Source organism: Kribbella sp. VKM Ac-2571 (genome assembly GCF_004362255.1).
Taxonomy (GTDB): domain Bacteria; phylum Actinomycetota; class Actinomycetes; order Propionibacteriales; family Kribbellaceae; genus Kribbella; species Kribbella pratensis.
Window position 1 is genome coordinate 273,938 of record NZ_SNWS01000012.1, and the last position, 12,099, is coordinate 286,036.

The 12,099-nt window shown below is 68.3% G+C and carries 12 protein-coding genes and 1 tRNA gene; 4 read left to right on the top strand and 9 right to left on the bottom strand.

Going from position 1 to position 12,099, the window contains the following annotated elements; genetic code table 11:
• Positions 1-190 precede the first annotated feature (190 nt).
• The gene (gene dapC, locus EV651_RS26295) at positions 191-1,291 is read right to left on the bottom strand and encodes a succinyldiaminopimelate transaminase (RefSeq protein ID WP_202870519.1); all 1,101 of its coding nucleotides are present in this window, start codon (positions 1,289-1,291) and stop codon (positions 191-193) included.
• Positions 1,292-1,375: 84 nt separating this feature from the next.
• Here dapC and EV651_RS26300 point away from each other — a divergent pair, with 84 nt between their 5' ends.
• The gene (locus tag EV651_RS26300; protein WP_133787916.1) at positions 1,376-2,485 is read left to right on the top strand and encodes an FAD-dependent oxidoreductase; all 1,110 of its coding nucleotides are present in this window, start codon (positions 1,376-1,378) and stop codon (positions 2,483-2,485) included.
• Here EV651_RS26300 and EV651_RS26305 read toward each other — a convergent pair.
• The 6 genes from EV651_RS26305 to EV651_RS26330 form a co-directional block, all read right to left on the bottom strand.
• Positions 2,476-2,769 carry a co-chaperone GroES gene (locus EV651_RS26305; RefSeq protein ID WP_198682459.1) on the bottom strand — a complete coding sequence of 98 codons (294 nt, stop codon included), beginning with the start codon at positions 2,767-2,769 and terminating at the stop codon, positions 2,476-2,478. The two genes, EV651_RS26300 and EV651_RS26305, sit on opposite strands and share 10 nt — an antisense overlap.
• A gap of 41 nt (positions 2,770-2,810) precedes the next feature.
• Entirely contained in the window at positions 2,811-3,074 is a 264-nt protein-coding gene (locus EV651_RS26310) for a DUF3618 domain-containing protein (RefSeq protein ID WP_238157198.1), read from the bottom strand.
• Positions 3,075-3,140: 66 nt separating this feature from the next.
• Positions 3,141-4,184, bottom strand: coding sequence for a glucose 1-dehydrogenase (locus EV651_RS26315; RefSeq protein WP_133787918.1), 1,044 nt, complete (start codon positions 4,182-4,184; stop codon positions 3,141-3,143).
• Positions 4,185-4,188: 4 nt separating this feature from the next.
• Positions 4,189-5,031 (bottom strand): transglutaminase family protein, encoded by an 843-nt coding sequence (locus EV651_RS26320; protein ID WP_133787919.1) that lies wholly within the window; start codon positions 5,029-5,031, stop codon positions 4,189-4,191.
• Positions 5,028-5,972, bottom strand: coding sequence for an alpha-E domain-containing protein (locus EV651_RS26325; RefSeq protein WP_133787920.1), 945 nt, complete (start codon positions 5,970-5,972; stop codon positions 5,028-5,030). The genes EV651_RS26320 and EV651_RS26325 overlap by 4 nt, the downstream gene beginning before the upstream one ends.
• A gap of 16 nt (positions 5,973-5,988) precedes the next feature.
• The gene (locus tag EV651_RS26330) at positions 5,989-7,488 is read right to left on the bottom strand and encodes a circularly permuted type 2 ATP-grasp protein (RefSeq protein WP_202870520.1); all 1,500 of its coding nucleotides are present in this window, start codon (positions 7,486-7,488) and stop codon (positions 5,989-5,991) included.
• A 178-nt stretch (positions 7,489-7,666) separates the two neighbouring features.
• Between EV651_RS26330 and bcp the strand changes: the two genes are divergently transcribed.
• From bcp to EV651_RS26345, 3 genes are all read left to right on the top strand, one after another.
• Entirely contained in the window at positions 7,667-8,134 is a 468-nt protein-coding gene (bcp, locus tag EV651_RS26335) for a thioredoxin-dependent thiol peroxidase (protein ID WP_130381896.1), read from the top strand.
• Between the two features lie 381 nt (positions 8,135-8,515).
• The gene (locus EV651_RS26340) at positions 8,516-10,117 is read left to right on the top strand and encodes a substrate-binding and VWA domain-containing protein (RefSeq protein WP_238157199.1); all 1,602 of its coding nucleotides are present in this window, start codon (positions 8,516-8,518) and stop codon (positions 10,115-10,117) included.
• A gap of 62 nt (positions 10,118-10,179) precedes the next feature.
• Positions 10,180-10,260, top strand: a tRNA-Leu gene (locus tag EV651_RS26345).
• 8 nt (positions 10,261-10,268) lie between these two features.
• Here the strand turns inward: EV651_RS26345 and EV651_RS26350 are convergent.
• Both EV651_RS26350 and EV651_RS26355 read right to left on the bottom strand, forming a co-directional pair.
• Positions 10,269-10,586, bottom strand: a complete 318-nt coding sequence (locus EV651_RS26350; protein ID WP_133787923.1) for a hypothetical protein — start codon at positions 10,584-10,586, stop codon at positions 10,269-10,271.
• Positions 10,587-10,618: 32 nt separating this feature from the next.
• The gene (locus tag EV651_RS26355; RefSeq protein WP_133787924.1) at positions 10,619-11,116 is read right to left on the bottom strand and encodes a hypothetical protein; all 498 of its coding nucleotides are present in this window, start codon (positions 11,114-11,116) and stop codon (positions 10,619-10,621) included.
• Positions 11,117-12,099: the final 983 nt, after the last annotated feature.

Consider the following 12,099-nt stretch of genomic DNA (forward strand, 5'->3'; position numbering starts at 1 on the left):
CTCGCAGTCGGCGTGACGCTCGGCGAAGGACTCTCGTCCGCGTACGCCACCCCGACCGACCCAAGACTCAACAGAACTGCCACCGCCACCCCGACGACGCGTTTCATCCGCCCCACCCTCCCTGGACAACGCCTACCCCTTATAAGAGGCAGTCGCCCGGGGAGAGGTCACACGAAGGTGGGAAGTTCTTTCACTCCTGCAGTCTCTTCACGGCGGCGTCGATGCGCTCGTCGGTGCCGGTGAGCGCGACCCGGACGTGCCGGTCACCGGCGGTTCCGTAGAACGCACCGGGTGCGACGAGGATCCCCCGGTCGGCCAGTGCGCCGACGGAGCCATAGGCGTCGTACGACGGGTGTGACGCCCACAGGTACAGCCCGCCGTTGGACAGGGTGATCTCCCAGCCCGCGTCGGTCAACGCATCCCGCAGTACCGCACGGCGACGCAGGTAGCGAGCACGCTGCTCCTCGACATGAGTGTCGTCGGCGAACGCGGCAGCCATCGCGGCCTGGATCGGCGACGGCACCATCAGCCCAGCGTGCTTGCGTACGGCGAGCAGCTCGGTCACGACGGTCGGGTCACCGGCAACGAAACCACCGCGGTACCCGGCGAGGTTGGAGCGCTTGGACAGCGAGTGCACCGCCAGCAGGTTGTCGAAGCTGCCACCGGAGATGTCCGGGTGCAGCACCGACACGGGCTTCTGGTCCCAGCCGAACTCGGTGTAGCACTCGTCGCTGACCAGCAGTACGTCGTTCGCCCGAGCCCACTCGACCGCACGTCGCAGGTCTGCCGGCGAGGTGATCTCTCCGGACGGGTTGCGCGGAGAGTTGAGGTACGCGACCCGGACCGGCCCGTCGTACGTCGTCGGGTCCGCGACCGGGACGCTGGTGGCCCGGGCGAGTGCTGCGCCGGCCTCGTACGTCGGGTAGGCCAGGTCCGGGATGAGGACCGTGTCACCGGCGCCGATGCCGAGCAGCGTCGGCAGCATCATGATCAGCTCCTTGGTGCCGATCACGGGCAGTACGCCGCTCTGCGGGTCGACACCGCTCACACCGAGCCGCCGCGCCATCCAGTCCACAGCCGCCTGCCGCGCCGCCGACGTACCGATCGTGGTGGGGTACGCCGGGGCGTCCGCCGCGTCGGCCAGCGCCTGCTTCACCAGCGCCGGCACCGGGTCGACAGGACTGCCCACCGACAGGTCCACGATCCCGTCGGGATGCGCGGCCGCCTTCTGCTGATAGGGGGCGAGCTTGTCCCACGGGAAGTCTGGCAACCGGCTGGAGGTCTCGAAGATCACCTGCTTATTCTCCCCCACCCGCTCGGCGGCTGAGATCGCCTGTCCAGATCACTACGATCAGTGCGGACAGGGGGTGACCGAATGACGTATGACGTGGCAGTGGTGGGGGCCGGCGCGATGGGGTCGGCTGCCGCGCGGGCGCTGGCCGCGGCCGGGCGAGAGGTCGTTTTACTGGAGCAGTTCACGCTCGGGCACGAGCGCGGCGGGTCGCACGGCGCGACGCGGTTGTTCCGGTCCGCTGCGGACGACGCCGAGATAGCTGAGCTCACTGAGCGGGCGCGGCCGCTGTGGCGGGAGCTGGAGGCCGAGTCGGGCGAGACGCTGCTCGAGGAGACCGGTGGGATCGACCACGGGATGGGCGACGCGTCGATCGAGGCCTTCCGATCGTTGCACGGGGCAACCGGGTCCGTGTTGTCGGCAGCGGAGGCTGCTGAGAGGTGGCCCGGCTTCCGCTTCGAGACCGCCGTGCTCTACCAGCCGGGGTCAGGTCGGCTGTACGCCGATCGGACCGTTCACGCGCTACAGGTCGTGGCTGGTCGTTTGGGCGCCGAGTTCCGCGTGCAGTCACCAGTACGGGCGCTGAGGGCGCATCACGGTTTTGTCGAGCTCGACGTACCAGGGGGCGCAGTGCGGGCACGGCACGTCGTACTGGCCACTGGACCGTGGACTCCGAAGCTGGCGGACGGACTGGTGTCGTTGCCACCGTTCACGGTGACTCAGGAGCAGCCACGGTTCTTCACACCCCGGTCAGACGAGCTGGAGTGGCCGTCCTTCGTGCACCACGGCCCTACCAGCTACGGCCTCTACGAGCCCGGCTCCGGGGTCAAGGTCGGACTGCACGCGACCGGGCCGGAGGTGGACCCCGACGAGCGCGACTTCCAGCCGGAGCCCGAGCGGGACTCGGCGCTGCTGCGGTACGTCGAGCAGTGGTACCCGGGACTGGACCCTCACAGGTCCGCGGCGATCAGCTGTCTCTACGACAGCACGCCGACGTCCGACTTCGTCATCGACCGCGCCGGACCGGTGACGGTCGCCGCCGGGTTCTCCGGCCAGGGATTCAAGTTCGTGCCGCTGGTCGGCGCGTTCGTCCGCGACCTGGTCACCGGCACTGCCCAGAAATCCGGCCAGAAGTCAGCGCAGAAGTCAGCTCAGCCGCCGGTCCGGTTCAGATTTCAGAGCTTTCAGAGGTAGAGGCCGGTCTGGCCGTCCTCCAGGCGGCCGGCGGCCACCGCGTGCAGGTCGCGCTCGCGCAGCAGGATGTAGTCGTCGCCGCGCACCTCCACCTCGGCCCGATCCTCCGGGTCGAACAGCACCCGGTCGTCGACCTCGACGGTCCGCACGTTCGCGCCGATCGCGACCACCTTCGCCCAGGACAGGCGGCGCCCCATCTGCGCGGTGGCGGGGATCAGGATGCCCGCCGACGACTTCCGCTCGCCCTCCTGCTCGAGGGAGACCAGGACGCGGTCGTGCAGCATCCGGATCGGGAGTTTGTCGTCGGACAGCCGCTTGCGTGAAGTCACCGGCGACCCACCAGCCGGCGGATCACCAGGAGCACACCGACCACACCGCCCACGGCACCGACGACCGCAAGGATCTTCTGGGTCCGCAGCTGACCCCGCTCGTCGAAGACCTGGGCCTTGGCCTGCTCGACCTGCCGCAGGGCGAGGTTCTTCGGGTTCGCCCGGTCGACCAGCTCGTCCACGGCCGAGGCCAGGCGCGCCCGGGTGGCGGCGATGTCCGCCTCGATCTGCTCGGCGGTCCGAGCCTTCGTGTCCGCCACGTGTCGGCGCTCCTTCCATCGGCGGGGCTGCCCCGGTCTGCCCCGGTCACCCACCATCCTCGCAGGTCATGCTCGCAGGTCCACGACCACCTTGATGTCTTCCGGTTCCCGTACCAATGCGTCCGGCCACTCGGACAGCGGCACGGTCCGAGTGATCAGCCGCTCCAGCCAGGCCCGGTCCGCGGCCAGCAACACGTCAACCGCGTCGGCGTAGTGCCGCTTACCTGCGTTCACCGTCCCGACGAGGGCCGCGTTGCGGACCACCAGCTGCCGGACCAGCGCGTCGAGCTGTACGTCGACAGTCGCCGGCCCGGGGTGGATCCCGGCCAGACACATCACACCAGCAGGCGGCAGTAGCGCGGCACAGTCGAACACCAGTTGCCCAGCACCCGTTGCCTCGATCACCACATCCGGTACGACGTTCAGCAGCGCCAGTTCGGTGATGTAGGTCCCGCCAAGCGCCCGTACCAGCTCTGGCTTCGGCCCGTCCTCAACCCTGTCCAGCACGTGTACGTCGTACCCGCGCTGCCGGGCGATCAGTGCGGCCAGCAATCCGATCGGTCCGGCACCCGTCACCAGTACGTGCTGCGGAGCGAACCACGATCGGGCTCCGACCTGGTCCACCTGCTCCCACGCCTTGGTGAGGATGCTTGCCGGCTCCACAAGCACACCGAGCTCTCCCAGTGCAGCCGGCACGGGTACGGCGAAGTACGGGTCGACCCGCCAGCGCTCAGCGCCGTACCCGTCCATCTCCTTGATGCCGCGCTCGGTGTACTGCCCGTTGCGGCAGAAGTCCCATTCACCTCGTGCGCATGCCGGACAGGGCACCGGGTCTGGTCGGCGTACCACTCCGGCGACCAGGTCACCTGGGGCGAAGCCGGAGCCGACGGGTGCCTCTAGCACGCGTCCGAGCGACTCGTGCCCGATGACGAGGTGGTCGGCACCGGGACGGCCGCTGCCGAACGCTCCGGAGACCAGCTCCAGGTCGGTCCCGCAGATGCCGGTGAGCCAGCCCTCCACCAGGATCGAACCGTCGACGACGGGAGGTTCTGGGACGTCGCCCACTGTCGCCGAGTCGGACTTGCCCGGCGTGACTGTCATGGCCCGCATCGGGTCAGGCTAACCGGGTCATGTCGACGGTCACCTCGATGGCCGTCGCCGCCTCGCCCGAGTAGATGCCCTTCAGCGGCGACACGTCCGCGTAGTCGCGGCCCGTCGCGACCCACACGTGCCGGTGCCCGATCGAGATGTCGTTGGTCGGGTCGAAGCCCCACCACTCGCCGGTCCACGCCTCCACCCACGCATGACTCTCGCCGACGACCGTCTCGCCCACCGCCGCGTCCGGCTTGGTGTGCAGGTAGCCCGAGACGTAGCGGCTCGGTACACCGACCGCGCGCAGCATGGCCAGGGTGAGGTGCGCGTAGTCCTGGCACACGCCCTCACCGGCCTGCCACGCGTCGACAGCGGACGAGTGCACACCTGTGGTGCCGCGCTGGTACTTCAGCGTGTTGTGGACCCACTTGGACACCGCCAGCACGGTCTCCTGCGACGAACGGCCCCTGCGCAAGGAGCGGGCGACCGCGGACAGCTCCCGGTGCTTCGGCACGTAGGTGGTCCACTCCAGGTACTCGGCGTACGTGTCCAGGACGTCTGCTGACTTGAGCTGCATCCAGGTGACCTCAGTCGACGGTGGCGGCTGGTCGCTCGTCTCGACGACGGAGGCCGCGATCACCTTCAGTTCGGTGTGTGGGCTGTGCAGATCGAAGGAGTTGACCTCGGTGCCCCAGTAGTCCGTGTACTTGTACGCGCGGGCCGGAGGGATCGTCTCCAGCCGAGCCACCATGAGGTTCTGCCGGTCGTCATGACGCGGTGTCAGCCTGGCTTCGTTGTAGGACTGGGTCACGGCCGTCGCGTAGCGGTAGCCCGTCGTGTGCACGACGCGGAGGCGCCAGTTCACAGGTTCACCTCCGTGTTGTTCCACTCGATCCACGGCACCGCATGGAAGTACTGCCGGGACACCGCCTCACCGACATCGCGGACCGTCGCCTGCAGCGCCTGCAGTCTGCCGGTCAGGTTGTCCAGCAGCTCCGCCGGCTGCAGGAACTCGAGGTCGCTGCGTGCCTTCCCCAGCAACCGCGACGCCTCCGCACCCGCACCGATCCGCGCCGACGGCCCGTGGTCGAGGTCCTCCAGACAGGACTCCGCCTGCTGCAGCGCATAGAACACTGACCGCGGGAAGAGCCGGTCCAGCAACAAGAACTGCACCACGCGGGACGCGTCGAGCGCACCGCGGTACGTCCGCAGGTACGTGTCGTGCGCACCCGCAGAACGCAGTACTGTCACCCAGCCGGGCGACGTGGGCCGGTCGCCTACTCGGGACATCAGCAGCCGGACAAGCATGTCCACTCGCTCCACCGACCGCCCCAGCACCAGGAACCGCCAGCCGTCGTCGCGGCTCATCGTGGAGTCGGCCAGCCCGGCGAACATCGCGGCCCGGTTCTCCACGAACGTGAAGAACTCGTGCGGCCCCACCCGGCGCGCAGCACGCTGCCGCTCGGGTACGGCGTTCCACATCGCGTTGATGCACTGCCACAGCTCACTCGACACCACCTCACGCGCGACCCGGGTGTTCTCCCGCGCGCTGGCGATCGAGGACACGATCGACCCGGTCTCGGGCGACATCGCGACCAGCTCGGTCAGGCCCCACACATCCAGCTCGCTGCCGTCCGGTGGGGTGATGCCGAGGACCGAGAGCAGCCGGCGGCTGGCCGTGTCGGCGTCGACGGTGGCGTCCTCCAGCAGTTGGTGGACCGAGACATCGAGGATCCGCGCGGTGTCGTCCGCGCGTTCGACGTACCGGCCGATCCAGTACAGCGACTCGGCGTTGCGTGCGAGCATCGTCAGCACCTCCTCATCACTGTTGCTGCTGCTGTTGGGCGACGTTCAGCTCAGGGCCTTGCTCCGGCGTACTCTCCGGCTTCACCGCGGGGGTCCCGAGACCGGGTCCACGAAGCTCTGCGTCCTCACCGGACGCTCTGGGCGCCAGCACCCACGTGTCCTTGGACCCGCCGCCTTGTGACGAGTTGACGATCAGGCTGCCCTCGGGAATCGCCACCCTGGTCAGTCCACCCGGCAGGACGAACACGTCCTCGCCGTCGTTGACCGCGAACGGCCTCAGGTCCACATGTCGTGGCTGCAGCCGTTCACCCACCTTCGTCGGCACAGTGGACAGCTGTACGACGGGTTGCGCGATCCAGCCCCGTGGGTTGGCCCTGATGCGCCTCCGCTGTGCCTGGAGCTCCTTGGGCGAGGCATCCGGCCCGAACACGATGCCGTACCCACCAGAGCCCTCTACCGGCTTGGTGACCAGCTCGTCCAGGCGGTCCAGTACTTCAGCATGCTCTGCGGGCAGCCAGCACCGGTACGTGTCGACGTTCGGCAGCAGCGGCGTTTCGCCCAGGTAGTACTTGAGGATCTCCGGAAGGTAGGTGTAGATCAGCTTGTCGTCACCGACACCGTTGCCGATCGCATTGGCGATCACCACGTTGCCTGCGCGGGCCGCGTTCACCAGACCCGCCACACCGAGCACGGAGTCCGGAACGAACTGCACCGGGTCCAGGAACTCGTCGTCGATCCGCCGGTAGATCACGTCGACGCGCTGCTCGCCTTCTGTCGTCCGCAGGTAGATGACGTTGTTGCGGGCCAACAGGTCCCGCCCCTCGACCAGCTCCACCCCCATCTGCCGTGCCAGCAGCGAGTGCTCGAAGTACGCCGAGTTGTAGACACCTGGTGTCAGTACGACGACGTTCGGGTCAGTCACGCCGGGTGCCGCGGCCCGCAGCGAGCGGAGCAGGTGTACGGCGTAGTCGCCGACCGCACGGACCCGGTGCTTGGCGAACAGGTCCGGGAACACCCGTGCCATCGTCCGGCGGTTCTCCATCACGTACGAGACCCCGGAGGGGCTCCGCAGGTTGTCCTCGAGCACCCGGAAGTCGCCCTGCTCGTCACGCACCACGTCGATCCCGGCCACGTGGATGCGGACACCGTTCGGCGGTGCGATACCGGCTGCCTGCCGGTGGAAGTGCTCACAGGAGGTGATCAGCCGGCGCGGCAGTACGCCGTCCGCAACGATCTGCTGCTCGCCGTAGATGTCGGCCAGGAACGCCTCCAGTGCCCGCACCCGCTGTACGACGCCACGCTCCAGCCGCGACCACTCCGACGCCGTGATCACCCGCGGCACCAGGTCCAGCGGGAACGGCCGCTCCTCCCCTGACAGGCTGAACGTGATCCCCTGGTCGACGAGCGCCCGGTCGAGCGCCTCGGACCGAGTGGTCAGGTCCGCGGGCTGCAACGGCTGTAACGAGTCGTGCAGCCGCCTGTACGCCGTACGCACACCGTCGACCGGATCGAACATCTCGTCGTACGCCCCGGCATGCGGACGACGCGGGTCGAGGTAGCCGTCGAACAACTGGCGGGAGGATGCGCGACTCATCTGCGCATCTTCACCCACGAACCGCCCGCTCGCACCCAGACAGCGGTCTGTTCTTCCGCACGTAACATTGCGCTCAGTAGACCTACCCGTGGAGGACCTGATGTCCGATCGTCTGTCCGTCGGCGACACCGCCCCCGACTTCACCCTGCCCGATGCCGACGGCAACGAGGTGGCACTGGCGGACCTGCGCGGAAAGAACGTGATCGTCTACTTCTACCCGGCCGCGATGACCCCGGGCTGCACCAAGCAGGCCTGCGACTTCCGGGACTCGCTCGACTCGCTGCAGGCCGCCGGGTACGCCGTACTCGGGATCTCCCCCGACAAGCCGGCCAAGCTGGCGAAGTTCCGGGAGCGCGACGGCGTGACGTTCCCGCTGCTCAGCGACCCGGACAAGGAGGTCCTGCAGGCGTACGGCGCGTTCGGCGAGAAGACCATGTACGGGAAGAAAGTGACCGGCGTGATCCGGTCCACGTTCGTGGTCGACCCGGAGGGGAAGGTCGCGGTCGCGCAGTACAACGTGAAGGCGACCGGCCACGTCGCCAAGCTGCGCCGCGACCTGGGGCTGTGATCCTTGGATCCTGACCTGGGATTGTGAAAAGGCACCTCACCCTGGGCGTTTCCGGAGGGAAACATTCGACCGTTTCATGCCCTTGGTCCATGGAACGGTCGTTTAAGCAAACTAGCGCTGTGATTTGGGTCACACGAACATCTCAGCGGATCGCAGCGGAGTCGGCACTCTCGGTGAGTTTTTAAGCGTTCCTGTGAAAGAGCGGTACTCCGGGGACGGTTCCGGTTCAGCGACGGGTGTGTCACGACCGTCGGCGGCCTTCGCCGTGACGTGCGGAAACCGGGTAATCTGCGCGCGCAGTCTGCCTCTGGGAGGGAGGGACCTGCCGCGATGGGAAAACATTCCTCTGCGGTGACGCGAAGTAACAACAACCGTCGCTCGGTGTACATCACCGCGGTCGGGCTACTGGTGCTGTCGTTGGGCGCCGTCTTCGTAGTCCGGTCCTTCGGGTCCGAGGCAGGCGCCGACGGGTTCCTCGGCGCCGGCAAGGCCTGCGCCGACCCGACACAGATCCAGCTGGCCACGACGCCCGAGATGCAGTCCCCGCTCGAAGCCGCGGCCAAGTCGCTGGCGGCCAAGGGCGGCAAGGACGGCACCCCGTGCCTGCAGGTCACCGTCAGCTCGGCGCCGTCGGCACAGATCGCGCGGGACGTCGCGCACGGCAGCGACAACCGCCCGGACCTGTGGGTTCCGGACTCCTCGCTGTGGGTCGCCCAGGCCGACGACGGCCAGAGCGTCCCGAGCATCGCGGTGGCCTCCATCGCCACGTCGCCGATGATCATCGTCGGCCGGCGCGACAACTTCGCCGACACCTCGTCCTGGCTACGCATCATGGCCGCGAACCAGCCGGCCCTGCTCGACCCGCTGAACACCACTCCCGGCGCACTCACGTTGCTGGCCGTGCAGAGCGAGCGGCAGAAGACGTCGGCCTCCGACGGTCAGGTGTCGCAGTTGGTCGTTCCGCTGGCCCAGCGACTCGGGTCGATGGCCAAGCCGTACACGGACGTCAACGCGCTGTTCGGTCGCGCCGACCAGGACGGCAGCAAGACCGTCGTACCGGCGTCCGAGCAGAGCTTCGTGAAGTACCAGGAGGAGCACCCCGAGGCGCAACTCCGGGCCATCCAGCCGGACACCGGCACGCTGTACCTGGACTACCCGATCGTGGTCACGGCCAAGTCCGACACCGACTCGGCGAACAACGCGGCCCAGGCGCTGGCCACCGAACTGCTGACCGACAGCGCCGCGCAGGCGCGTGACCAGGCCGGTTTCCGGGACACCACGCTGAACCCGCTCAGCGGCGGTCGGGGCGTCGGCGACGTGAACCAGCTGACCAAGCCGACCAGCGAGGCGATCGACACCACGCTGCAGAACTGGACCCGGCTGTCGCTGTCCACCCACTCGCTGGCGGTCATCGACATCTCCGGCTCGATGGCGGAGAAGGTCGGCGCCAAGACCCGGATGCAGCTCACGATCGAAGCCGCGATCGGCGGCCTGAACCTGTTCCCGGACAGCGCCCAGCTCGGCCTGTGGACGTTCTCCACGAACATCGGCGCGGACAAGGCCGACTTCAAACCGCTGGTGCCGATCGCTCCGCTGTCGCAACGGCAGCGCGGGAAGATCGTCGAGCAGCTGAAGATCCAGCACCCGATCCCGAACGGCGGCACCGGGCTGTACGACACCGCGATCGCCGCGGTCCGCCAGGTCCGGCAGGAGTACAAGGCGACCGCGGTCAACACGGTCCTGCTGTTCACCGACGGCAAGAACGACGACCCCGGGAGCCCCACGCTGGCCGAGGCCGTCCAGGCGCTCAGGGCCCAGCAGGACCCGTCCCGCCCGGTCCGCATCATCGCCCTGGGCATGGGCCCGGAGGCGAACGCCGACGAACTCGCCGCCCTGGCCGGAGCCACCGGCGGCGCGTCGTACGTCGCCCGCAACCCCGGCGACCTGAAGAACGTCTTCATCGACGCCCTCCAGAGCCGCTGATCCCACCGAAGGCCGACGCCTCCCCTAGGATGTCTACCCAGGGGAGGCACCAGCCCTCCTCAGCCAGAGTGGTGGAACGGCAGACACACCGGCTTTAGGTGCCGGCGCCCCCGGGCGTGCGGGTTCAACTCCCGCCTCTGGCACAACACATTCACCCCCGGCGTTGCTCGTACGCCGCCGGCGGTACGTCGTACGACACCGGGAACTGTTGTCCGGTGTTCCGGGCGATCGCGACCAACGCCGACAGCGTGTGCTCGAACCACCCGAACAACACCCACACGAACAAGCTCCACACGACACACCCGACGGCCCACGCGATCCCGGCCACGACGGTGTAGTCGGCGGTCGGGTCAACCAGCGTGAGCAGAATGCCGACCCCTGCTGTGACCATCGCCAGCCCGATCAGCACCCACTTGACCACCCCGATCGCCACCGCAACGCGAGCACCGGCCGCCATCGAATTCGACATGATTCCCTCTTCCTTCGAACGTCGGCGTACGGTCAGCCGATCCTGGCCCAAGAACCGCAGCGACGTGTCTCGAAGGCCTTGTCGGACTTCTTGATCGTGACGACCTGGTTGCCGCCGTTCCCATTGGCATTGATCGCGTCGAGGTCGCCGTTGGTGTTCTTGAGGCGGGCCCAGTAGCAGTCGCCCTCGTTGCCGTTGCGATAGGTGCCGGGCTTGATGTCCGTACCTACCAGGTACACCCCGTCCTCGGTGATCGCAGCCTTCGGTCCGGGCGGCGGCGCCGTCACCGTCTTCGCCGGTCCAGGCACTGTCTGCGTGACGGTCGGTCCCGCAACGGTCGCACCGGCCGGGCCGGGCACATTCTTGGTCACGGTCGGCTGCGGTACGCCGGCGCCCGCCGTGCTCGTGCCGCTCCCGTTGCTCCCGGCGCTGCCGATGATCAGCCCGAGCAGGAAGGTCCCTGCGGCAACGACCCAAGGAACCCACCGGCGCACCTTCTTCGGCGGCGGCTGCAACTGCGGTTCCGGCATCGGTTGTACGGCGGATTGCCGGCAAACCCCTGGCCCGGTTGCGGTTGCGTCGGGCTGTTCGTGTACTGCGGATACTGCTGAGACATGATGATTCCTCCCCGAACCGTTTGCAGCCGCGGTCGCCGCGGCGCGTGTCCGGAGCCAATGCCACCCGGATACGTCACCGCCCGTGCCTACGCAGGCCACGCCCGACAACATCAGCGCCGGAAGAAACGCCACTCTCGTCGCGCCCGCTCGCTCGATTCCATCGCGCACTTACGGGTGCACGGGCACGTCGTCACTTCAGTGGTGCCGGGACCGATGGCCGCGCGGAGACGTCAGCTGGCATCCGCCGTGTCTTCGCCCCATGGGTCGAACGGGGCCGGGGCGTTGGTGGTCGGTGATGCGGTCAGGTCGTCGCCCCAGGTGTCTTTCGTAACTGGCCGTGCCACGTTCGTAGGCAAGCCAGGCGTGTCGTCATCGCCCCACGGGTCTTGCGGGATTGGCGCCGGCGGCTTCGTGGGTGGGACGGGGATGTCGTCATCTCCCCACGGATATTGTGGGCCCGCCAGTGCGGTGCCCGCGAGTGGCGCAGGCGCGTCGTCACCCCACGGGTTTTGTGGGCCTGCCGGTGCGGTGCCCTCGAGTGGCGCAGGCGCGTCGTCACCCCACGGGTCCTGTGGGACCGGCGGCGGCTTGGTGGGTGGTGTGGGCGTGAGGTGGTCGCCCCACGGGTCGTGGCGGTTGGGGGTGGGTTGGTGGGTGATGTGGGCGTGGGGTGGTCGGTATCTGCCGGGTGGGATCGGGGTGGGGTCGGCCCAGGTGGGGCGGGTGACGTGGACGATGCCGTCGAGAATGCGGATGTGCCAGTGGCCTGCGTGGAGGTCTTGGTGATGCCGTTTGCAGAGCAGAGGCTGTCGCACGAATCCTCAGGTCTGGGGCCGAGGCTGAGGCGCGGGTTGGGTGTGTTGTCGGGTGGTCGGGGCGCTGGTCTGCCGGTTAGG

What these genes read in the sequence shown, in the direction of transcription:
- EV651_RS26300 (WP_133787916.1), top strand. Translation starts at nt 1,376, where the DNA reads ATGACGTATGACGTGGCAGTGGTGGGGGCCGGCGCGATGGGGTCGGCT.
- EV651_RS26305 (WP_198682459.1), bottom strand. Translation starts at nt 2,769, where the DNA reads ATGCTGCACGACCGCGTCCTGGTCTCCCTCGAGCAGGAGGGCGAGCGG.
- EV651_RS26315 (WP_133787918.1), bottom strand. Translation starts at nt 4,184, where the DNA reads ATGCGGGCCATGACAGTCACGCCGGGCAAGTCCGACTCGGCGACAGTG.
- EV651_RS26325 (WP_133787920.1), bottom strand. Translation starts at nt 5,972, where the DNA reads ATGCTCGCACGCAACGCCGAGTCGCTGTACTGGATCGGCCGGTACGTC.
- EV651_RS26330 (WP_202870520.1), bottom strand. Translation starts at nt 7,488, where the DNA reads ATGTTCGATCCGGTCGACGGTGTGCGTACGGCGTACAGGCGGCTGCAC.
- bcp (WP_130381896.1), top strand. Translation starts at nt 7,667, where the DNA reads ATGTCCGATCGTCTGTCCGTCGGCGACACCGCCCCCGACTTCACCCTG.
- EV651_RS26350 (WP_133787923.1), bottom strand. Translation starts at nt 10,586, where the DNA reads ATGTCGAATTCGATGGCGGCCGGTGCTCGCGTTGCGGTGGCGATCGGG.
- EV651_RS26355 (WP_133787924.1), bottom strand. Translation starts at nt 11,116, where the DNA reads ATGCCGGAACCGCAGTTGCAGCCGCCGCCGAAGAAGGTGCGCCGGTGG.